This is a genomic window from Arthrobacter sp. SO5, assembly GCF_020532805.1.
Classification (GTDB): domain Bacteria; phylum Actinomycetota; class Actinomycetes; order Actinomycetales; family Micrococcaceae; genus Arthrobacter.
This window is the reverse complement of the sequence record NZ_MQTQ01000003.1, coordinates 17,666-39,622: the sequence shown is the minus strand read 5'-3', so window position 1 is coordinate 39,622 and position 21,957 is coordinate 17,666. Positions and strand designations below refer to the sequence as shown.

Here is a 21,957-nt window from a genome sequence, read left to right as displayed (position 1 = left end):
GGCCGCTCACTTGGCCCAGCCCTGCGCACCGATCCAGCGAAGGGCGGTCAGCGACGGCATGAACATGTACTCCCCGCCCGCCATCCGGTTGAAGGTGGTCACCCCTCTGAGCTTCCTGCGGGCGGGTTCGGCGGGGATCGTGAAGGAGTTGTTGGTGTCGTCGTGCAGTCCGACGATCGGGTCCGACTCGATCCCGAGGTCGACGAAATTGCCGCCGTTGATCCACTCCTGCTGCATGAATTCGATCGTGTCGAAGGCGCGTGCGCTGATGAAGATGAAATACAGCCCGCGGTCCTCTTGCGCATCATCGGCGGCGGTCACCTCCGGCGTCCACTTTGGGCCGTAGGTCGAGGATCTGCGGATGATCCGGTGAATGTTGACATCGGTCAAGATGGTCAGCGGACTGTCCCGCGGGTTGAGGCGGCGCATGTGACTCGCATGGGGACACATCAGCCCCTTCGGGTCCTGTTTGAAGTCGAAGTTGTTGTTCCGCTGCGGATCTGCGCCCAGCTCCTCGTCGTCGTGATCGGGCGAGAGCACCAGCGGCGCGCCGCTGCGCCAGCGGCCGAACATCTTGGCCCCGAGCTGATGCTGGCCTTCGGCGTCATCGGCCTGAGACCTGAGGTAGTCGTTGAAAGCACCGACCCGGCTGACGAACTTACGCAGCACCACATAGGAACCGTTGTCGCCCAACTCTGACGGTTGGGGAGTGCCTAGCGGAACACCCGTTTCGCTGTTCTCGCCAAGGATGAACTCGCCCGCGGCGATCGCCCGCTCCTGCCCCGGCTGCGCGTCCACTCCGCTGCCGGCAACGGTCGGCTGCGAGATCGAGTCGCGGAAACCGAAGGGGTTCTTTGCGTCCTCGTCCGCCCCGAACGGATGGACCCCAATCAGCGTCACGCCGGCTGAGCGCTTCAGTTCGCTCATTGCGAGGTCCAGCGCCGTGTCCAGGGCATTCTGGTCCTGCGCGTAGATGCTCAGTGCGATGTGGCAGGTGCCGGGGCTGAATGCCTTGTCCCAGTTCTCGGGCGCGTCGATGCCGTAGTCGTGGAGTTGCTCTGCGCGGGCGGCCATGCCCTGCTGAAACGGCAAGGGGAAGCTGGCGAGGGATCCGCCGGGCACACCCAACGCCTGCAGACCGTCGTAGCTGATCGCCACACCGGTCCAGGCGCTGCGGTCCTCAGCCCAGTCCCTGGCCGACGGGATGTGCTCTGCCAGCCTGGCGATCAGGTCGCGGCCGCCCGCGGCGTCATCGATGTGCACCATCGCGTGGGCGCCGACATACGGCTCCGGCCGCGACCGCAGGATCATCGCCTGGATGTCGCCCAGGTCCAGGCGCACGCGCTCGCGCCGGAATCGTGCCTTAAATCTAGCCAGTCCGGACATCTCAGTAATCCACCGCCTCCGGTGTCGAAATCGCGTCGGTCAGCGTCTTCATCGCTGCCGCGGTCTTGGGGTCGAGATCGTCACGTCCGGTCATAGCGTCGAAGAACGTGTCAAGGGCGTGTTCGGTGCGCTGCATCCGGCGGACATCGACCACCGTTACCTGGGGGTTGGCGACGAACCAGCCGGCGGCGTTGATCTGGTGTTCGGCGATGAAATCCTTGACGGTCGGGCTGGAGATGCCCGGCCAGCCCTCGACGTTCTGGAACAGCAGGTCCATAAGTTCCGGGATCTTGGTAGCGAAATCACTGATGTAGCTGTCCCAGTCCCCGTCGTAGGCGGTCGCGAACAGGATGCGGGTGTTGTGGTCGATGAAGACGAAACGCATGTCGTGCAGCGTCGAGACCCGCTGCGCGCCGTCCATGTTGCCCTTGGTCAAATCGAAGATCCTTTGAAGCCGCTGGGCGCCACCGGGCTTCAGGTCGACGATGACCGTCAGTTCCGAGACCTTGCCCGATCGCATGCCCACCCGGCCCGCAGAGTCGGCGGTGCCCTTCAGGTCCGGATTGTGCTTGCGGACCATGGCTTCGAGCGCGATCCTGGCCAGCGGCGGCGCGTCTTTCGCGACTTCCGCGACGCGGCGCCGGATCTCATCGAACTTCCCCTCGTCCTGCAGACGTGGATCTTCGTGGTCGGCCATGATGGGGCTCCCTTGTCTTAGTGGCGGGTTCAATCAGGGATTTGTGCCAGGGAATCGGGCTCGAGCCGGCCGAGCGCGTTCTGGTGGTGCCGGAACGCGCTCGAGCGTTCGTAGGCCGGTTTGCGGATCCGCATGATCGACCCGAGCGGTTGGTGTGCCTGCACGCCGTTCCACGGATTGAAGGACAGGATGTCGTCGCCGTAGTTGCGACGCGCGGGAGTGTGGCCGTCCTGCGGTTCGATGCGCAGCGTGGCAACCACTTGCTGCGGCGATGCGTTCTCGTCCCATGGCACCGACGCGTCTTCCACCGGCATGGCCTCCAGGTCCGTGCACAACTGAACCCGCACTTCATAGTCGGCGCCCTCCTGGCGGAAGTGCTCGACCACAGCGTTACGGAATGACGAGAACTCATGGACCTTCACCGGCCGGCCGGTGAGCGCGCGGACGTTCGCGGACTTCGGCGCAAACGACAGCTTCGCGATGTACTCGCCATAGCGCACTGCCGCTTGGGTGTGAAAAGTCTCTCCCAGCATGTTGTTGTTGTCCCTGGCCATGCCCTGCAGTGTCGCGTGCGGGGTGGCCCCGACCGCCTGCACGGCTCCCTCGGCGAGGCGGGCGGTTCCGGCCACGATCCGCTGGAAGAAGTCCGGGGCCGCGGCGTTTTTCTCCAGCAGCCTCAGCATCTGCAGGTACTTGCCGATCGTCCCGAAGGCCAGCACCGGAAAATTGACCATGAGGAAGTCCTGGTTGTGGCCGCCCAGGGCCGGCAGCAGCCGTTCGCCCGGCACGCCGATCACCTTCGTCGCGAACCCGCGCGGTGCGGGTACCCGATCCGCGTGGATGTCGCCCGGCGACGACGACAAGCGGACCACCGCCGGGAACGAACCGGGATTCGCGAAGATCCCCTGGGCGAGTTCCGGTGCCAACTCCTCGTGCACCGTCAGGTTTGCCTTCAGAATCGCGTGGCTCTTCGCGTGCGCATCGCGAATCGCGTGGCGGTGCTTGTCGGAGTTCGCCGCTTGTGAGGCCGCCATCCGCGCGAGGATCTCCCGGGTCAAGTCGGCTTCCCGTTCAGCCTCGATCTCGATCGAGGGCGAAAATCGCACGGCCTTCATACAAACGGACGCTAGCAGAAATGCCCCCCGCGCTCTATCAAAGGACTGCACGAACCCTCGCGCAGGGTTCACGCGAAGGTGGCCGCCCGAGCGCGTCTTAGACAAACGAAAGGCGCTTCTGAGCTGGGAGAACAATGGTGGCGACACACAGTTTCGCCGGCCTAAAGAAGCACCTTGCCGAGATCCCAAAAGACCGAAGTTTTCCCTCTGTTACTGTCTCGCTTGTGGACCCTCCTGAGAGCGGTCACGGGGCTGAGGGCGGGCCCGGCGCAAAATATCGGGAGCCGCCTACCGGATAGATGCTAACCATGCTTACTATTGACTCGCATGAGGCACATCGGTCTGGAAACTGCTCACTGGGGGCAGCAGGAACCGTGCCGGAACTGGAGTGAAGCGTGAGCACTGAACAGGAACTGACCCCGCTGAGCGAGGACGAACTGATGGCGCAGGCAGGCACCGCCCTTCCGGACAAGGAAGTAGCCTCCGTGCTGGACCTGAATGCGGACCTGGATCTTGGCATCAGCGCCTCGGCACCGATCGACCTCGCCGTCGCCGCCAACGCCAACGTCGCAGCCCCGATCGACGCCGCAGCCTCGGCAAACATCCTGTCCTTCGGCTCGGAATCCCAGGCCCTCGCGGACCAGGGCGTCATCATCAACCAGGGCATCACGGCCGACGCCACCGCCGAATCCGCCCAGGACAGCACCATCGACCAGGCCGCCGCCCCTGAGACGACGGCTGCCGGCGCGGCTGGCACCGGCGCTGCCGACGCCGGCACATCCGTCGACGCCGGCGGCGTGCTGCCCGGCGGCACCGTTCCCGACGTCGGCGCCCTGCCCGGCGATGCCCTTCCCACCGACGCCCTGCCCACCGACGCCGCCGCAGCCGCGGGGGCCGTCAACGGCAACTTGCTGAACGTGAACGTGGACCTGGACGCCAACGCCGGCATCGCGGCTCCCATCAACGGGGCCGTCGCCGCCAACGCCAACGTCGCCGCCCCGATCGATGCTGCCGTGGCCGCCAACATCGGCTCGATCGACAGCAACGCCTTCGCGGTGGCCCAGCAGGACGCGATCATCACCCAGAACATCACTGGCGAAGCAACGGCCAACGCCGCCCAGCAGTCCGATCTCCGGCAGTAGCTCCCGGATGAGCACTCCGAACGGCGGGCCGTCCCCCTCGGACGGCCCGCCGGCCTCTTCCGCGCCGGATTCCCGGCCTGTCGGGCCCCAGGCCGGCACCCTGACCGGCACTCTCCGGGTGCCGGTCCGGGCAGACGGTATCCAGCTCATCGGCGAGACCAAGGGCTCCGGTTACCGGGAGGCGCCGTCCCTCGTCCGGCGCGCCGACGGCCAGACCCTGCAACTCACGCGGCTGCTTTACGTCGTCCTCGACGCGATCGACGGCGCCCGCGGCCTCGAGGAAATCGCTGAACACGCCAGCGCCGGATTCGGCAGGCTGGTCAGTGCCGGCAACGTACAGACTTTAATCGACTCCCAGCTGCTTCCCCTGGGGCTGCTGCAACTGGCCGACGGCTCGCAGCCGGAGGTGCGCAGGGCCGATCCCCTGCTCGGGATGAAGTTCCGCTTCACCGTGACGGACCCGGAACGCACCCGCCGGATCACGGCCCCGTTCGCCGCGCTCTTCAACCCGCTCATCGTGGTGGCCGTGACCGCCGTCTTCCTCGCGACCTGCTGGTGGGTCCTGATGGTCAAGGGCCTTGCCTCGGCCACCCACGAGGCCTTCGCCAACCCGGGACTCGTGCTGCTGATCCTCGCGGTCACCGTGCTCTCCGCCGGCTTCCACGAGTTCGGCCACGCCGCTGCGGCACGCCGGGGCGGCGCCACCCCGGGCGCCATGGGAACCGGCCTGTATCTCATCTGGCCCGCGTTTTACACCGATGTCACCGATTCCTACCGGCTGGGCCGCGCCGGCCGCATCCGGACGGACCTTGGCGGGCTGTACTTCAACGCGATCGTCGCCGTCGGGATCATGGGCATCTGGTGGGCCACCGGATACGACGCACTGCTGCTGGTCGTCGTGACGCAGCTCCTGCAGATGGTGCGGCAGCTCATGCCGCTGGTCCGCTTCGACGGCTACCACATCCTTGCCGACGCCACCGGCGTCCCGGACCTGTTCCAGCGGATCAAGCCCACCCTGCTCAGCCTCCTGCCGTGGCGTCCCAAGGACCCCGCGGCGCAGCTCCTGAAACCGTGGGCCCGCGCCGTCGTGACTGCCTGGGTGCTGATCACCGTGCCACTGCTCATCTTCAGTCTGGTCATGATGGTCCTGTCCCTGCCGCGCCTGCTGGGCACGGCGTGGGCTAGCAGCCAGAAACAGTACGCCATGCTCTCCAGCAGCCTCGGAAGCGGGGATATCCTTGACGCCTCCGTTCGCCTCCTGGCGATCGCCTGCGTGGCACTGCCGGTGCTGGGGATCTTCTACATCCTGCTGCGTCTGGGCCGGCAGCTCGCCACCGGGCTGTGGCAGAAAACGCACGGCAATGCCCTGCGCCGCGGAACCGCCCTCGCCGTAATCGCGGCCGTCGTGGCCGGCGTGGCCTGGGCCTGGTGGCCCGGCGCCGAGAGCTACCGGCCCGTCCAGCCCTACGAGCGCGGCACATTGGCCGACGCGACCACAGCGATTTTCCCGGCAGGTTCCACCACCGGCATGCGGGAAGGCCGGGCCGGCCGGACCGTCGCGCTCTGGCCAGCCGGCGCGAAGAAGCCCACCCGGGAGGAACCGCAGCTCAGCATGGTTCTCGTGCCGCGGCAGTCCGGCGGATCCGGCCAGTCCGGCGCGTCCGGCGCGTCCGGCCCGGACGGCAAGACGACGACGGCGGCACCGTCCTGGGTGTTCCCTTTCGACCAGCCGGCCGGCCCCGACGGGGACGGCAACCAGTCACTCGCCGTCAACACCACGGACGGATCGGTGACCTACGACGTCGCCTTCGCGCTGGTCTGGGCCGACGACGGCACGGACGTCACCACCCGCAACGAGGCCTACGCATTCGCCAGCTGCGCGGACTGCGCCGCCGTCGCGGTCGGCTTCCAGGTGGTGCTGATCGTGGGCCAGACCGACGTGATCGTCCCCGAAAACCTCTCGGCGGCCGCCAACTACAACTGCCTGCGGTGCCTGACCTACGCACTGGCGAGCCAGCTGGTCCTCACCCTGGACGGCCCGCTGAGCACCGATGGCATGGCCCGGCTGAACGCCCTCTGGCAGCAGATCGCGGACTACGGACGGAATCTGCAGAATGTGCCGCTCTCGGAGATCCAGGGAAAGCTGAGCGCCTTCAAGGAGCAAATCGTGGAGGTCATCAAGGCCGACCCCAGCGCGACGCCGGGAACTCCCGGCGGCACGGCTCCTGCCACGACCCCGAGCTCGCCGGGAGCCAGCCAGACTGCGGCCCCCGGCACCACTCCCGGAGCGAGTCCCGGAGCGACTTTCCCTGCGCCGCAGCCCGGCGGGACGGCTCCCGCGGCGACCGCTCCCCCGGCAACCGCTCCCGCGGCAACCGCTCCGGCTGCCACATCCACCGCGAGCTCGGAACCGCAGCCCACGGAATCCGCCGGGCCGGCCACCGCACCGGCTCAGGGCCCGGCGTCGCCGGTTCCAACAGCCACGGCCCCGCCGGCACGTTAGGCTACGTCGGCCGGGCTGGGCTACCAAGGTCCGGGCGCCGGGCGCACTGGCTAAACTCGCCCGTTTGCCACAGATGGCCGCTATGGAACACCCCATTGCGGCCATCTGTGGCGAATCGTTGGGTTCGTGGCTCAGCCGAGGCGCTCCAGCCCGGTTACCCCCGGCGCCGGAACCCGGACCGGGCACGGGGATCCGCGGGGATCCGCGGGGATCCGCGGGTTTCCGGGGGTTGCCGCGGGTCCAGGGTGGTGCTGGCGGGAGGAACTGGGCGGGAGCGTCCGGCCGAGTCCGAACGGGGGACGCGCTCCGGGACCTGGCCGACGTCTCCGCCCCTGGTCACGACCGCCTCGGCACAGCTGTCCGTTTGCCGAAAATGGCCGCTATGGAACACCCATAGCGGCCATTTTCGTCAGTCCGTGGAATCCTTTGCCTGCACCCGGGCCCGCCATTCGCCGGCGAGGATGGCGTAGACCACCTCCGTGGCCCACTGGCCCTTGTAGTGCCATTTGTCCACCTGCGTGGATTCGTGCCGCATGCCGAGGCGTTCGCACAGGGCCGCGGACGCGGTGTTCAGGGCGTCAAGCTTGGCGTCGATCCGGTGGAAGCCCAGTTCCTCGAAGCCAAGCTTCAGCAGCGCCGCGGCGGCCTCCGCCGCGTACCCTTTCCCGCGAGCCTCCGGCGCCAGGCTCCAGCCGATCTCGGCCTGCCCGCGGCCCGGCAGCCACTTCAGCACTACCTCGCCGAGCAGCCCGGGGACGTCCGCAGCCTCGATGGCCAGGCAGATCCAGTCGCCCTCGCGTTCGAACACGAAGTTCGCGTACTTGCCCACGGACTCCATGGATTTGGTGTAGCTCTTCGCCTCCCCCGGCAGGAACCGGGCCGTTTCGGGGAGCGACTGGTAGGCGTGGAAGGCGTTCAGGTCCGCGGCTTCGAAGCGCCGCAGCACCAGCCGTTCCGTGCGGAGAGGGAGCTTGATGTCAGGCACTGGCGCGGCTCCCCACGACGGCGGCCGTCGCCTCCGCGATCGCGCGTTCCTCGTCCGTGGGCACCACCAGCACGGGGATGGCCGACGACGGCGTGGACACCACCCGGGGTTCCTTGGACATCGCCCGGTTCAGCCCGGCGTCGAGCAACACGCCGAGGGCGCCGAGCCGCTCGGCCACGAGGGACCTGAACTGATGCGAGTTCTCGCCGATCCCGGCCGTGAACACGAGCGCCTTCGCCCCGCCGACGGCCACGTGGTACCCGCCGATGTACTTCGCGAGCCGGTAGGAGGCGACGGCCAGGGCCATGGCCGCCTTGGCATCCCCGGCCTCCGCGGCCTCCACCACCGAGCGCATGTCGTTGTTGCCGGCCAGTCCCTTGAGCCCGGACTGGCGGTTGAGCATGGAATCAAGGTCCTCCGGGGACCAGCCGGCCCGGCCGAGGAACACCAGGATGGACGGGTCCAGATCGCCGGACCGGGTGCCCATCACGAGGCCCTCCAGCGGCGTGAAGCCCATGGAAGTGTCCACGGACTCACCGCCGCGGATCGCCGTAACGGAGGCGCCGTTCCCGAGGTGGGCGATGACGGCGTCGAACTCCTCCACCGGGACGTCCAGGAGCGCCGCAGCACGGTGCGCGACGTACTCGTGCGAGGTGCCGTGGAAGCCGTAGCGGCGGATCCCGTGGTTGGTGTAGAGCTCCTCCGGGACGGCATAGCGCCACGCGTGCTCCGGAAGGGTGCGGTGGAACGCAGTGTCAAACACGGCCACCTGCGGCAGCTGCGGCCACTTCTTCGCGATGGCGCGGAGGCCGAGCACGGCGGCCGGGTTGTGGAGCGGGGCCAGCGGATTCAGCCGTTCGATGGCGCGGATGATCTCGCTGGTGACGAGCACCGGCTCGGCAAACCGCTCCCCGCCGTGCACCACCCTGTGCCCGACGGCGGCCAGGGCGCGGTCCCCCAACGCCGCGTGAATCTGCGCGTCCACCAGTTCCAGCGCCTCCGCGTGGTCCCGCGGGCCCTCGATCTGGCCGTCGCCCTCACCGCCGGTACCCATCCCGATCTTCTCGACGAGCCCTGCGGCGAGGACACTTCCGGCCTCCACATCGCGGACCTGGTACTTCAGCGAGGACGAACCGGAATTAATCACGAGCACGAGCACGGGGGCCTCCTGAGCCTTGGCTTCTGCGCTTACCCCGGAGGGTGCGTCGGGACTGGAATCACGCCGGAGCCTGGCGGAGCGCTCCATGGGATCCACTATAAATTGCCGGACCGGCCAGGGCCCTCATCCGTTGCGAAAGCCGCTGAAGGCGCCTAGAGTCGGCGGACCAACTGGACAACTCCTGAAGGGATTTCCATGACTGAAGATGCAACCCGGCCGGCCAGCGGTTCCGGCGAGCCGGACCCGACCGGCGTCGAAGGCGCGAACCCGGCGCTGGATGACACAGGGACCTCAAAGGCCACCGAGGTCGGGGAAGCCCCGGACGCCCCCGAGAATCTGGCGGACCTGGATCTCACGCCTGCGGGCCTGGCCGATGAGCCCGCCGGGCAGGAAGATCCCGACAGCGTGGTGGAGCCGGAAAACAGCTGACTACTGGGCGGCCGATCAGGCCTGGATAGCCGCGGGAGCCGGCCCGGCGGACTGCGCCTGGATGGCGGTAATCGCAACGGTGTTCACGATGTCCTCCACGGTGCAGCCCCGGGAGAGATCGTTCACGGGCTTGCGCAGCCCCTGCAGGACGGGTCCGACGGCGACTGCCCCGGAAGACTGCTGGACCGCCTTGTAGGTGTTGTTGCCCGTGTTGAGGTCCGGGAAGATGAACACGGTCGCCTGGCCGGCCACGGAGGAGCCCGGCATCTTGGATTCGGCGATCGCGGCGTCGACGGCGGCGTCGTACTGGATGGGACCTGCCACGGGGAGGTCCGGACGGCGCTCGCGCACGAGCTCGGTGGCCTGCCGGACTTTGTCCACGGCCTCCCCGGTTCCGGACCCACCGGTGGAGTAGGACAGCATGGCGACCCGCGGTTCCACGCCGAACTGGGCCGCGGTTCCGGCGGACGCCAGGGCGATGTCCGCGAGCTGCTCGGCGTTCGGGTCCGGATTCACTGCGCAGTCGCCGTACACAAGAACACGGTCCGGCATCAGCATCAGGAACACCGAGGAGACGATCTTGACGCCGTCGCGGGTCTTCACGAACTCCAGTGCCGGCCGGATGGTGTGCGCCGTCGTGTGGGCCGCTCCGGAAACCATGCCGTCCACTACGCCCAGCTGGACCATCATGGTGCCGAAATAGCTGCCGTCCAGCATGACTTCCTGCGCCTTGGCCAGGTCCATGCCCTTGTGCGCCCGCAGCTCGGCGTATTTCCGCGCGAACTCCCCGCGCAGCTCGGAGGTGGCCGGATCCACGATGGTGATGCCGGCAAGGTCGATCCCCTGCGTGGAGGCCAGTTCCCGGATGTCCGTCTCGCGGCCAAGCACGGTGAGCTCGCAGACGTCCCGGCGCTGCAGGATTTCGGCGGCGCGCAGGATGCGCACATCATTCCCCTCGGGGAGCACGATGTGCCGGCGCTCGGACCGGGCCCGCTCGATGAGGTCGTGCAGGAACCGCAGCGGTGTCATCCGTTCCGGCCGCGGCAGGTGCAGCCGTTCCAGCAGCTCCGTTTCGTCCACCCGCTTGGCCCACAGGCCCAGGGCGGAGGCCACCTTGCGGCGGTGCCCGGACCAGATCTCGCTGCGCACCTCGGAGACCCGCTTGGCGGTCACGTAGGTGTCGTCCGGGGCGGCGAAGATCGGGAACGGGGCCTGCGCCAGCAGCGAGTAGATCGTGGGATCGGGCGCCAGTCCGCCGGTCAGGATGAGTGCGGACGGGACCGGGAACTCGGGCGAGAACGAGGACGCCAGGCACGCGACCAGCACGTCGGCCCGGTCACCGGGAACGATCACCAGGGCGCCGTCGTCGAGCACATGCAGGAAGTTGGCGACGTTCATGGCCGCCACCTTGACCGAATGCACGTCCCGTTCCAGGTCCGGCAGCCCGGCCACCTGGCCAATACCGAGGGCTGAGGCGACCTCGCCGGTGGTCGGCCGGGCGATCGCCTCCAGCTCAGGCAGGACGTACACAGGCCGGCCCGAGGCGCCGGGACGGACGGCCGCGGCAATGGCGTCCAGGTCCTCCGGGTCGGCCCGGTTCACCATGATCGCCAGGAGCGAGCAGCGTTCGGCGAGGAGTTCCTTCCGGGCCACCTCGACGGCGTCGGCCGCCTCGGCGACGTTCCGCCCCTTAGCACCCACCACGGCCACGACGGAGGCGGCCAGGTTGTTCGCGAGGCGCGCGTTGAGGTCGAATTCGACGGCGGCGTCCTGGCCAGTGAGGTCCGTTCCCTCCACAATCACCACGTCGCAGTGGCGCGACATCTCGGCGAAGATCTCCACGCAGCGGGCGTCGATCTCCGCCCTGTTTCCCTCGGCCAGGAGCCCGCGGACCTCGGCAAACGTCAGGCCGCCGCGGCAGCGCCGGTCGTCAAGGCCGAACCGGGCCTTCATCAGCGCCACCATCGGATCCAAGGCGGCGTCGGGGCCGTTGACCACCGGCTTGAAGAAGCCGATCCGGTCCGCGTGCCGGTGCAGGGTGTCTGCCAAGCCCAAGGCGATGAGCGACTTGCCGGAACCCGGCGTCGTCGCGCTGACGTATATTCCTTTGGCCATGGCCGCCCTTTGCTGTGCAGTGCCTCCGCGTGTGGTGAAGCTTGTCCCAGCATACGTTCAGCCCTTGACAGCGGGCCCCACAATGGGATTACCTAATGAACATTCGGTAAATAAAGCTGGAGGCAATGGCGCATGGCTGGACTGATGATTTCCGGTGACACCCACCCCATCCTTAAAGACGACTACGCCTCGGAGTGGATGGGTATCGAAGTTTTGGCACTGGACGACGGACATGCCACGATCCGCATGACGCTCCGGCAGGAAATGCTCAATGGATTCGGCATGGCCCACGGCGGAATGATCTTCGCCTTCGGCGACACAGCCTTCGCGCTGGCCTGCAACCCGGCCAGCCCGAAACCAGGTGAAGCCGGAATCGACACCGGCACCATCACCGTGGCCTCCGGCGTCGACATCAACTTCCTCAGGCCGGCCTTCCGCGGCCAGGTCCTGACCGCCGTCGCCAACCGCCGCGCCAGCACCGGGCGCAGCGGCCTCTACGACATCCAGATCTACGCCGCCGATCCCGGCACGGGCACGCCGACGGCGGCGCAGCCGGCAGCCGCCGGCCCGGCTCCGGCCGCCGCAGTCCCGGGCGAACTCCCCACCGATGCCCCTGCGGGGGAACTCGTCGCCGAGTTCCGAGGCCGCAGCCGCACCATCTCCAAGAAATAGAAGCAGGGAACCCCAGATGACCCAAGAAACCGTCGCCGCCACCAGTGATGCCGTCCTGGACCGCGAAGAAACCATCTCCCGGGACGAGCTCGAGGTGCTGCAGCTCAGCCGCCTTCAGCACACGGTGGCCTACGCCTACGACCGCGTTCCCTTGTACAAGCGCAAATTCGACGAGCACGGCGTCCACCCGACGGACCTCCGCGAGCTCTCCGACCTGGCCAAGTTCCCCTTCACCACAAAGGAGGACCTCAGGCTGGAGTACCCCTTCGGCATGTTCGCCGTGCCGCAGCACGAGGTGGCCCGCATCCACGCCAGCTCCGGCACCACCGGCCGCGCCACCGTGGTGGGCTACACCAAGAAGGACCTCGCGGACTGGGCAAAGCTCGTGGCCCGCTCGCTGCGCGCCTCCGGCGTCCGGCCCGGCATGAAGGTCCACAACGCCTACGGCTACGGCCTGTTCACCGGCGGCATGGGCGCCCACGCCGGGGCCGAGGCCCTGGGCTGCACGGTCATCCCGATCTCCGGCGGCCAGACCGAACGCCAGATCACCCTCATCCAGGACTTCAAGCCCGACGCGATCCTGGCCACCCCGACCTACCTGCTGACCATTGCGGACGCGATGATGAAGCAGGGAATCGACCCGGCCTCCACCTCGCTCAAGTACGCCGTGCTCGGCGCCGAGCCGTGGACCGAGGAAATGCGCCACGAGCTCGAAGTGACCATGAACCTGAAGGCCTGTGACATCTACGGCCTCTCCGAGGTCATGGGCCCCGGCGTCGCCGGCGAGGCCGTGGAAACCCAGGACGGCAGCCACATCTGGGAGGACCACTTCCGCCCCGAGATCATCGACGCCTTCGACCCCTCTGTGGTCCTGGGCGACGGCGAACACGGCGAGCTGGTCTTCACCTCGCTCACCAAGGAAGCGCTGCCGATCATCCGGTACCGCACCAAGGACCTCACGCGGCTGCTGCCCGGCACGGCCCGCCCGGCACACCGCCGGATGGGCCGGATCACCGGGCGCAGCGACGACATGATCATCCTGCGCGGGGTGAACCTGTTCCCGTCGCAGATCGAGGAGATCGCGCTGCGCATTCCGGAGCTGAGCCCGCACTTCCAGCTCGAGCTCACCCGTCCCGCGGGCCAGCGGATGGACCAGCTGACCGTCAAGATCGAACGCCGCGAGTCCGTCACGGTCGAGGGTGTCGCCTCGGCTGCCAAGGTCCTGCAGCAGCAGATCAAGATCCACGTCGGCTCCTCCTGTGCCGTCGACGTCGTCGAGCCCGGTTCCCTGGAGCGGTCCAACGGCAAGCTCCGCCGGATCTACGACCTGCGCCCCAAGGCCTAGCAAACCGTCCAGCCCGGCCGGCCGCGGCGGGCCGGGATGGACGGCCACCGGATCGTGAGAAACTAGCGAGTATGCCCACCACAACAACCAGCACCAAACGCGGCCGCCCCGGCTATGACCAGCAGTCGGTGCTGGTGATTGCCGTCGACGTCTTCAACCGCCACGGCTACGACGCCACCTCCATGGGCATCCTTGCTGAAAACCTGGGCATCTCAAAGTCGGCCATTTACCACCATGTCCCGTCCAAAGGCGACCTCCTGAAGCTCGCGCTGGACCACGCCCTCGGCGGCCTCGAAGCCATCCTGGACCAGCCGCAGGCCCAGACCGGCACCGCCGAAGCCCGGCTGGAGTTCGTCCTCCGCGAGACCATCGCCGTCCTCGTGGAGCGGCTTCCCTTCGTCACCCTGCTGCTGCGCCTCCGCGGGAACACCGAGATCGAACGTGACGCGTTGGAACGCCGCCGCACGTTCGACCACAAGGTGGCGGCCCTGGTTTCGGCGGCCCGCGATGAGGGCTCGCTCCGCCAGGACATCGACCCCCGCACCGTGACCCGGCTGCTCTTCGGCACGATCAACTCCATTGTCGAGTGGTACAAGCCCGGCGGCTCCCTGTCCCCCGAGAAGCTGGCCGACGACGTCATCACCATGGCGTTCAACGGTCTCCACATCCCCCGCTGAGGCAGCGCTGCCGGGTTCCCGGCCCTGAACCGTTGACGCGGTTGACCCCGGCGTCCACGCTGGGAACATGGCCACGAGACTATCCACCGTATTTTTCTCGACCTTCGCCCAGCTGCGCTACCAACCCACCGCCAAACGGGTCCGCGCGAGCCTGGGCGGGAACACCGTCGTAGACACCCTGCACGCCTACCTCATCTGGGAGCCGAACCGGATCACCCCGATCTTCGCCGTGCCGGAGGCGGAACTGCAGGCCGGGTTGGCCGCTCCGCAACTACCCAAGGCACCCCTTGAGGAGCATCCATTCACACTCGGGCAGGGCGCTCCCCCGTCGAACTTCGACCCCAGCACAGGCTTCGGAATGCACACCTCACCCGGCGAGGAACTCGACGTCGTCACGGCCACCGCTACAGCCTCACGGGCCGCCTTCCGCCCCGAAGACCCGGACCTGGCCGGGTATGTGGTGCTGGATTTCGCGGCTTTCGACTGGCTCGAGGACGACGAGGAAATCATCGGCCACCCGAGGGACCCGTTCCACCGGATTGATATCCGCGCATCGTCCGTGGAAGTGCAGGTAGCGCTCGACGGCGTCACGCTGGCCCGCACCAACGGCGCGCAACTTCTCTACGAGACGATGCTCCCGGTCCGCTACTACATTCCGCCGGGGGACGTGCGTTTGGACCTCATGGAGGCGACCCCGAAGCTGACCGTCTGCCCGTACAAAGGGCAAGCCCGCTACTGGAGCTATCCGGGCGTGGAAAGCGGCCGGAACATCGCCTGGAGCTACGACACGCGCTTCCAGGATGCCGCCCAGATCCACGGCTTGATCAGTTTCTTCAACGAGCGGGTGGACCTGACCGTGGCAGGTGTCCTGCAGCCCCGGCCCGTCTCGCCCTGGTCCCGCCCGGACCGGTGACCACTGACCCGGGACCCGGGACCAACCGCAACAACAGCGCCCCGGTAGGCCGGGGCGCTGTTGACGACGCAGGTGTCAGGAACTTCCGCTCAGAGCTGGTAGTCAGCCACCGCGGTGATGTTCTCGTGCACGCAGAGAATATTGTGCTCGGAATCCATGAACCAGGCGCACTTCTCGGAATTAGTCGTACAAATGTGGTTCTCGGTCTTGAGATCCGGGAGGTCGTAGTCCTGGAACTGGACCCCTTTCGACTCCATCTCCCGGACCGTCTTTTCGATCTCGCTGACTTCGAAACTCAGGGTGGTGTGCTCTGAATGCTTTCCATCCTCGACGTGCATCAGCTGCAGCATCGGGCCGCCGGCTGAGCCAAACAATTCGCTTCCGTCATCTGCCACGCCCCGGTGCGGGAGCCCCAACGTGTCCGCGTAGAAATGCCGGGCACGCTCTTGGTCATCCACGGGCAAGACGGTTGTGGCTTTGTTCAATACTAGGGTCATTTCGCCACCTCCTACGTTGAGAATTCTACGCCGGAGCGGGACGGAAAGAGCCTGCCAATCTGCGCTCCGGGAGGCGGCGAGCGTCCGTTACTTGGCTACGAGCGTGAGGACGTCGTAGGTGGCCACGAGGTCATCGTTCTGGTTGCTCAGGACGGCGTCCCAGGCCACCTCGCCGTACTCGTCGGTCTCGCGCGGGGTGATCTTCTTGGCGGTCAGCGTGACCCGGATGGAGTCGCCCGCGGCCACCGGGGTGATGAAGCGCAGGCTTTCCAGGCCGTAGTTCGCCAGGACGGGACCCGGCGCGGGCTCCACGAACAGCCCGGCGCCCCACGCGAGCAGGAGGTAGCCGTGCGCCACGATGCCCGGGAAGAACGGGTTGGCCGCGGCGGCCGCCTGGTTGGTGTGGGCGTAGAAGGTGTCGCCGGTGGAGTTGGCGAACTTGGTGATCTCGTCCAGGGTCACTTCGCGCAGCCCGGAGCGGATGGCGTCGCCGATGTGGAGCGTGGCCAGGGATTTCCGGAACGGGTGCTGGCCTTCGGTCTCGAGCGTGAAATTGCGGTCCGCGCCGGTGTGCCAGACGCCCGTGACGGCGGTCAGCATGTTGGGCGAGCCCTGGATGGCGGTGCGCTGCATGTGGTGGAGGACGGAGCGGATGCCACCGAGCTCTTCCCCGCCGCCGGCCCGGCCCGGGCCGCCGTGGACCAGGTGCGGGACCGGGGAGCCGTGGCCGGTGGAGCTGCGGGCGTCCTCGCGGTTGAGCATGTGCACGCGGCCGTGGTGGGCAGCGATGCCGGTGACGAGTTCGCGGGCAACGGCCGGATCGTTGGTGCAGACCGAGGCGACGAGTGAGCCGCCGCCGCGGGCGGCGAGGCGGACGGCGTCGGCCAGGTCCGTGTAGCCGATCACCGACGATACCGGGCCGAAGGCCTCGAGCGAGTGGACCTCCTCGGCGTCCGGATCGGCCCAGCTGAGGAGAACCGGGGACATAAACGCGCCGTCGTCGACGACGCCGACGGTACCGTCTGCGCTGGTGACCTTGGGCGAATCGAGCGTGCCGTAGGCGAGTTCGCCGCCGGCGTCGAGCATGGCCTGGACTGCTGCGCGCACGTCGGCGAGCTGCTCCAGGGAAGCCAGGGCGCCCATGGTGACGCCGTCGGCGCGCGGGTCTCCGATGACAACACGCTCCCGGATCCGCTCGCCCACGGCGGCAATAACATCCTGCACCAGCTCCTGCGGGACGATGGCCCGGCGGATCGAGGTGCACTTCTGGCCGGCCTTGGCGGTCATCTCGGTGACGAGGGACTTGATGTAGGCGTCGAATTCCGGGGTGCCCCTGACGGCGTCCGGGCCCAGGATCGAGGCGTTCAGGGAGTCGGTTTCCGAGGTGAAGCGGACCCCGCCCTTGACCACGTTGGCGTGGGACTTGAGCGTGTTGGCGGTGGAGGCTGAGCCGGTGAAGGCCACGATGTCGCGGTAGTCGAGGTGGTCCAGCATGGTGCGGACCGAGCCGGAAATCAGCTGCAGCGAACCCTTGGGCAGGATCCCGGATTCGATGATCGCCTTAACCACAGCGGCGGTGACGTAGCCGGTGGGGGTGGCGGGCTTGACGATCGTGGGCACGCCGGCGATGAAGGCGGGGGCCAGCTTCTCGAGCATGCCCCAGACCGGGAAGTTGAAGGCGTTGATCTGCACGGCGACACCCGGAATGCGGGTGTAGATGTGCTCGCCGGCGAAGGAACCGTCCTTGGACAGCACCTCCATGGGGCCGTCCACGATCACCTGGGAGTTGGGGAGTTCACGCCGGCCCTTGGAGCCGAACGTGAAGAGCACGCCGATGCCGCCGTCGATGTCGACCATCGAGTCGATTTTAGTGGCGCCGGTCTGCGCCGACAGTGCGTAGAACTCCTCGCGCCGGCCGTTGAGGTACTGCGCAAGCTCCTTGAGCTTGAGCGCGCGCTGGTGGAAGGTCAGCTTTCCGAGTTCCGCCTGGCCGGTGGTGCGTCCGTAGTCCACGACGGCGGCAAGGTCCAGTCCCTCGGTGCTCACCCTGGCGAGGAGTTCACCCGTGCTCGCGTCCAGGACGGACGCGGCGCCGGCTGCGGAGCCGGCGTCGGGGGTCCACCAGAAATCCCTGATGAAGCTGGGAACGATCCCGGCAGTGTCTACTGTGGGTTCCGGAGCAGTTGCAGTGGTGGTCATCGTTGACGGGTCCTTCCAACAGGGGCAAGATCAACACGGCCAGCATTACTGACCGTCCGTTCGGTAATATGACTACAGTACATGAATGAGGCCTGCCGCACACTAGCTGCGGCAGCACAGACAGGCCCGGGCCCACGGCTTTCCGGCCACAGAGGAGACGCTATGACGCCCGAGCCGCGCAATACCGAGCTGTGGAAGATCACCCTCGGCGAGCTGGACCAGAAGATGGGCGTGAAGATCGTCGAGGAATCGGTGGAACGCGTGGTGGCGACCATGCCGGTGGAGGGCAACCGCCAGTCTTTCGGGCTGCTGCACGGGGGCGCCTCGCTGGCGGTCGGCGAGGCGGTGGGCTCCTGGGCCGCGGTCATCCACGCCAGCACCCTGGGCAAGACGGCGGTGGGCGTGGACGTTTCCGCCACGCACCACAAGTCCGCCCGCCAGGGGCTCATCACCATCACGGCCACGCCCATCCACCTCGGCGGCACCGTGACCACCCACGAGGTGCTGATCACCAACGAGGCCGGCGAGCGGCTGTGCACGCTGCGGATCACCAACCTGTTGTTGGACCGAAAGAACTAATCCGGCTGCATCCAAAGGGCCCTCACGTCCGGTAGTAACGGTGTAAGCACATCACCGCCCACCACCACGGGCAACTTAACGAGGAGTCTGAAATGCGCAAAACCGTTTATGCAGGCGCGGCCCTGACCATGCTGGCCGCGCTAGTTTTCGCCGCCCCGGCCCAGGCCAGTGACAGGCACGACGACGGCGACGACGACGCACTGCTGTCCGTCCTCCACGGCGTTCCCGGCCTCACGGTGGACGTGTGGGTGAATGGCAAGCTCACCCTGGACGACTTCGCCCCGGGCACCCTCGCCGGACCGCTGAAGCTCGATGACGGCAGCTACAAGATCGCCATCACGGCCGCAGACGCCACGAGCGCCGAAAACCCGGTGATCGGACCGGTCGAGGTCAAGCTCAAGGAAGGGCGCAACTACACCGCTGTAGCCCACCTGGACGCCTCCGGGGCGCCTACCGCAACCCTCTTCAAAAACAACACCTCCGCCAGCCCCAAGGGTCAAGGCAAGCTCACCGTCCGGCACGTAGCCGCCGCGCCCGCCGTCGATATCCTGGCCGGCGGAACCCCGGTGATCAAGGGGCTCGAAAATCCCGGGCAGAAGGTGCTAACGCTTAACGCCGGAACGGTTTCCGCTTCCGTCGCGGCCGCCGGAACCACCGAGCCACTGATCGGCCCGGCTGATGTACCGGTCACCAAGGGCAAGAACACGATCGTCTACGCCTGGGGCAGCCTGGCGGACAACAACCTGGGTGTCGCAGTACAGGTGGTCGATTCCGCCAAGTGGCGGGGAGACAGCGACGACGACTGAGGCAACCGGATAGTTGCTCTGAGGGATGAAGGGCTCCTGGCGGGATTTCCCGGCTGGAGCCCTTCGTTGTCCCGCCGAAGGAGGTCTAACCCAGCGGCACGGCTTTGGGGGCCCGGCGCCGCCCCAGCACCAGCAGGGCACCGCCGAGCAGGAGCGATGCGCCCGCCAGGCCCGCTGCCGGCAGGACCGAGCCCGCACCGGTGTTGGGCAGCTGCCCGGAGCCCACAGGAAGGACCCTGGCCTGCTCAGGCTGGCTGGAGGAGGCCGCCGGCAGGACCACCCGCGCATCGATGGAGAAGCTCAGCAGCAGCGGGGCCGAGGCGATTCCGTCGACGGACTGGGCTACGGCAAGGGTGTGGGTGCCCACTGCGAGGCCTGAGGGGAACGGAACACTCCAGCGTCCGCCCGCCACCAGGACCTGCGGAAGCATGGAGCGGACCACCGCGCGTGCCCCGGCGCCGGCACCACCGGCCCCGGCCTGGGCAGCACCCACCGGCGCCCCGTCGACCGAAACGCTCACGTCGGCGCCGTCGACTCCGGTTCCGGAGATCGTCTCGGGCAGGGCGTCCTGGCTGAGGTGGACGCCGTCGACGATCGAGGCGACGGCAGGAGCAGCCGGGGTGACAGTGAAGTTCCGGGTCATGGAGGGGCTGTCCAGGTGCGACGGAGCGGTCTGCACTGCGTGCACTGCGATCTGGCCATAGACGGGCGCGGTGACTGGGATGCTCCAGCGGCCGTCCGGCGTAACGACGGCAGATCCCGTGATGTCGCCCGTCAGTTTTACCGTCAGCCCGGGGGTTCCCGTGCCGTCGACGCGGGTGACGGCTTTCAGGGCTGCCGAATCCGCCGGCATGGTGATTACCGGCGCGTCGAGGTCAGAGACCTGGACGGCGAAGGAAGCTGCGCCCGACCGGCTGAAGCCGTTCACGGTCTCCGCGCTGAAGTTCACCCGGCCGGCGGTTCCCTGTGCAGGGAGCGCCCAGTTTCCGGCACCGTCAACCGGTACCTCCACCGGCGCCTGCCCCTCTACTGTGATGAGCACCTTCGAGTTGGCTGCGACGGCCGACGCCGGGGCAGCCGGGACTCGGCCGGGGATGTCCTGCCCCGCCCTGAAAGTCCGGTTCTCCGGCGCCACGAGCTCGGGCTTGTTCAGGAACAGCTGGAGCTCGAAGCCCGGGACCTGCGCCAGCGCATCCTCCAGGGTTGAGGCGATGGCACGAAGCTGCGAGGTGTCCGCTTTTTCGGCTCCGGTGTGCGTACCGACGGCGAAGTTCCCGCTGATCCAGGGGCCGCCGGAGTCGCCCCCGCTTGACTTAACTGAGGTCGAATCGAAGGCATGGACCGCCCGGAGGTCGTTGTCGTAGCGGGGAGGTAGGCTCTTCGGCCCCGGGATTACCCAGATGCCGACCGAGTCGACGGTGCCGCACTTCCAGCCAGTAGTGCGCCCCGACCGGCATACGGACTGGCCCTGGAATGGCGCGGTCTTTCCAATGATCTTAACGGCGGAAAAATCCGGGTTGGCGACGTTGTCCCACTTCGAGGCGGCAGGCCGCACGTTGACGCCCGGCGCAAGTCCCTCGATGACTGCTATGTCGGTCCCGACGTTGCCGGGGCTGTCCTGCGTGCCGGTGATGACTGAGTTGCCGGGGCCACCGAACTGGCTGAACCCGAAGGTTCCAAGCGCGGCGAGCGGGCGCGTCAGGGCCGTCGTCGAGCCTCCAGCCGTCGACGAACTTGCGGGCTCAACTTCCGTGGCTCGGCTGACGCCGTCTTCGGCGCAGTGGCCGGCCGTCAGGATAGTCGGCTCGCCCGTCGTGCGCTCGAATGCGCCAAAGCCTGCGGAACAGATTGTGTTGACGTCCGTGACGTAACCTTGCCCGCCGAAGATGTCCGATGTGACCGGGGCTTCCGTGATGATCGCGGCGCCCTTTTCCAGCTGGACGTTGGCGTAGCGGGCCACGAAGTCGGCCGCGGACATCTTGCCGGGCGCCGCGGTGTCCGTCGCCAGCGCGGTTCGCTGGTCCGGGGCCGGGGACCGGACTGATTCTGCTGTATTTGTGCCACCGGTGCGGATGATGAAGCTACCCCCGGAGTAGGCCACCGCCTGCAGCCCGGCCGGCCCCACCTCGCGGAGGTAGGCCTGGAAGAGCTGCTCGGTGCTGGACGCCACCAGATCGGCAGCCGAGGGAGCAGCGGTCGGAGTGGGGGTCGGAGCAGCGGTCGGAGCCTCTAACGGAGTAGTCGCGGGTGCGGCTGCCGGAGGCAGGAGCGTGAACACGGCTGTTCCGGCCCCGTTCAGCTCATCCACCCGGGCCTGCAGTTCAGGGCCATTGCCTTCGACGAGTATTTTGCCGTCCCGCAGGCTCATGCCCAGGTAGCCGGGCAGCTCCCGCAGGGAGGGCACAGCGTCCGCGGCGGTCCTGCCCAGCTGGCCGGCGGCGTTGAATTCCTCGAGTGTCATGCCCAGGTCGCGCTGGACGGCCTCGGCGAGTCCGGCGTCGCTGATTCCCGGCACTGTCTGAGCCGTCCCTCCCGGAGCGACTGCCGTGCCGGCCGTCGTCGGAGCCTGCTCCGGTGCCGCCGCAGCCGGGCTGGAGGTCGCCGACGGCGAGGCCGACGGCCCGGGTTCGGTCCCCCCGGCCTCGGCCAGGGCAGGAACGGAGTAGAACGATCCCGCGAGCGCGATGGCGGCAGCCGCGACCGCTCGCACTGTCAGCTGATACGTCGGAGTCTTCACC

Annotated in this window: 18 protein-coding genes; 9 read left to right on the top strand and 9 right to left on the bottom strand. The window is 67.8% G+C overall.

The window, feature by feature from the left end; all coding sequences use genetic code 11:
• Positions 1 to 6: 6 nt before the first annotated feature.
• Genes BJG92_RS00635 through BJG92_RS00625 form a run of 3 tightly spaced genes read right to left on the bottom strand, consistent with a single transcriptional unit; the run spans position 7 to position 3,198 of the window.
• A complete protein-coding gene (locus tag BJG92_RS00635; RefSeq protein WP_232082083.1) occupies positions 7 to 1,386 on the bottom strand; it encodes a Dyp-type peroxidase in 1,380 nt (459 codons plus the stop codon).
• A gap of 1 nt (position 1,387) precedes the next feature.
• On the bottom strand, positions 1,388 to 2,083 hold the full coding sequence (locus tag BJG92_RS00630) for a hypothetical protein (RefSeq protein WP_232082082.1): 696 nt from the start codon (positions 2,081 to 2,083) through the stop codon (positions 1,388 to 1,390).
• Positions 2,084 to 2,112: 29 nt separating this feature from the next.
• Positions 2,113 to 3,198 carry a catalase family protein gene (locus tag BJG92_RS00625; RefSeq protein WP_232082081.1) on the bottom strand — a complete coding sequence of 362 codons (1,086 nt, stop codon included), beginning with the start codon at positions 3,196 to 3,198 and terminating at the stop codon, positions 2,113 to 2,115.
• 395 nt (positions 3,199 to 3,593) lie between these two features.
• Between BJG92_RS00625 and BJG92_RS00620 the strand changes: the two genes are divergently transcribed.
• Entirely contained in the window at positions 3,594 to 4,340 is a 747-nt protein-coding gene (locus BJG92_RS00620) for a peptidoglycan-binding protein (protein WP_232082080.1), read from the top strand.
• A gap of 7 nt (positions 4,341 to 4,347) precedes the next feature.
• Complete coding sequence (locus tag BJG92_RS00615; RefSeq protein WP_232082079.1) at positions 4,348 to 6,843, top strand: hypothetical protein; 2,496 nt, start codon at positions 4,348 to 4,350, stop codon at positions 6,841 to 6,843.
• A 409-nt stretch (positions 6,844 to 7,252) separates the two neighbouring features.
• On the opposite strand, the gene BJG92_RS00610 is transcribed toward BJG92_RS00615, so the two are convergent.
• Positions 7,253 to 7,828, bottom strand: a complete 576-nt coding sequence (locus BJG92_RS00610; protein ID WP_232082078.1) for a GNAT family N-acetyltransferase — start codon at positions 7,826 to 7,828, stop codon at positions 7,253 to 7,255.
• On the bottom strand, positions 7,821 to 8,987 hold the full coding sequence (locus BJG92_RS00605) for an acetate kinase (protein WP_232082131.1): 1,167 nt from the start codon (positions 8,985 to 8,987) through the stop codon (positions 7,821 to 7,823). The genes BJG92_RS00610 and BJG92_RS00605 overlap by 8 nt, the downstream gene beginning before the upstream one ends.
• Positions 8,988 to 9,182: 195 nt before the next feature.
• Between BJG92_RS00605 and BJG92_RS00600 the strand changes: the two genes are divergently transcribed.
• The gene (locus BJG92_RS00600; protein WP_232082077.1) at positions 9,183 to 9,416 is read left to right on the top strand and encodes a hypothetical protein; all 234 of its coding nucleotides are present in this window, start codon (positions 9,183 to 9,185) and stop codon (positions 9,414 to 9,416) included.
• 15 nt (positions 9,417 to 9,431) lie between these two features.
• Here BJG92_RS00600 and pta read toward each other — a convergent pair whose 3' ends face one another.
• Positions 9,432 to 11,531, bottom strand: a complete 2,100-nt coding sequence (gene pta, locus BJG92_RS00595; RefSeq protein WP_232082076.1) for a phosphate acetyltransferase — start codon at positions 11,529 to 11,531, stop codon at positions 9,432 to 9,434.
• A 132-nt stretch (positions 11,532 to 11,663) separates the two neighbouring features.
• On the opposite strand from pta, the gene BJG92_RS00590 reads away from it, so the two are divergent.
• The 4 genes from BJG92_RS00590 (at position 11,664) to BJG92_RS00575 (ending at position 15,138) form a co-directional block, all read left to right on the top strand.
• Positions 11,664 to 12,203 carry a hotdog fold thioesterase gene (locus BJG92_RS00590; RefSeq protein ID WP_232082075.1) on the top strand — a complete coding sequence of 180 codons (540 nt, stop codon included), beginning with the start codon at positions 11,664 to 11,666 and terminating at the stop codon, positions 12,201 to 12,203.
• 16 nt (positions 12,204 to 12,219) lie between these two features.
• The gene (gene paaK, locus BJG92_RS00585; RefSeq protein WP_232082074.1) at positions 12,220 to 13,548 is read left to right on the top strand and encodes a phenylacetate--CoA ligase PaaK; all 1,329 of its coding nucleotides are present in this window, start codon (positions 12,220 to 12,222) and stop codon (positions 13,546 to 13,548) included.
• Between the two features lie 71 nt (positions 13,549 to 13,619).
• Positions 13,620 to 14,225: a TetR/AcrR family transcriptional regulator gene (locus BJG92_RS00580; RefSeq protein WP_232082073.1), complete on the top strand. Its 606-nt coding sequence runs from the start codon at positions 13,620 to 13,622 to the stop codon at positions 14,223 to 14,225.
• A 67-nt stretch (positions 14,226 to 14,292) separates the two neighbouring features.
• The gene (locus BJG92_RS00575; RefSeq protein ID WP_232082072.1) at positions 14,293 to 15,138 is read left to right on the top strand and encodes a DUF427 domain-containing protein; all 846 of its coding nucleotides are present in this window, start codon (positions 14,293 to 14,295) and stop codon (positions 15,136 to 15,138) included.
• Positions 15,139 to 15,227: 89 nt separating this feature from the next.
• Here the strand turns inward: BJG92_RS00575 and BJG92_RS00570 are convergent, their stop codons facing one another.
• Together BJG92_RS00570 and paaZ are read right to left on the bottom strand one after the other, a co-directional pair.
• Positions 15,228 to 15,635, bottom strand: a complete 408-nt coding sequence (locus BJG92_RS00570) for a VOC family protein (RefSeq protein ID WP_232082071.1) — start codon at positions 15,633 to 15,635, stop codon at positions 15,228 to 15,230.
• 87 nt (positions 15,636 to 15,722) lie between these two features.
• Complete coding sequence (gene paaZ, locus BJG92_RS00565; RefSeq protein ID WP_232082070.1) at positions 15,723 to 17,834, bottom strand: phenylacetic acid degradation bifunctional protein PaaZ; 2,112 nt, start codon at positions 17,832 to 17,834, stop codon at positions 15,723 to 15,725.
• Positions 17,835 to 17,996: 162 nt separating this feature from the next.
• Between paaZ and BJG92_RS00560 the strand changes: the two genes are divergently transcribed.
• Positions 17,997 to 18,413 carry a PaaI family thioesterase gene (locus BJG92_RS00560; protein WP_232082069.1) on the top strand — a complete coding sequence of 139 codons (417 nt, stop codon included), beginning with the start codon at positions 17,997 to 17,999 and terminating at the stop codon, positions 18,411 to 18,413.
• 92 nt (positions 18,414 to 18,505) lie between these two features.
• Positions 18,506 to 19,219, top strand: coding sequence for a DUF4397 domain-containing protein (locus BJG92_RS00555; RefSeq protein ID WP_232082068.1), 714 nt, complete (start codon positions 18,506 to 18,508; stop codon positions 19,217 to 19,219).
• A gap of 85 nt (positions 19,220 to 19,304) precedes the next feature.
• On the opposite strand, the gene BJG92_RS00550 is transcribed toward BJG92_RS00555, so the two are convergent.
• A complete protein-coding gene (locus tag BJG92_RS00550) occupies positions 19,305 to 21,956 on the bottom strand; it encodes a S1 family peptidase (RefSeq protein ID WP_232082067.1) in 2,652 nt (883 codons plus the stop codon).
• Position 21,957: the final 1 nt, after the last annotated feature.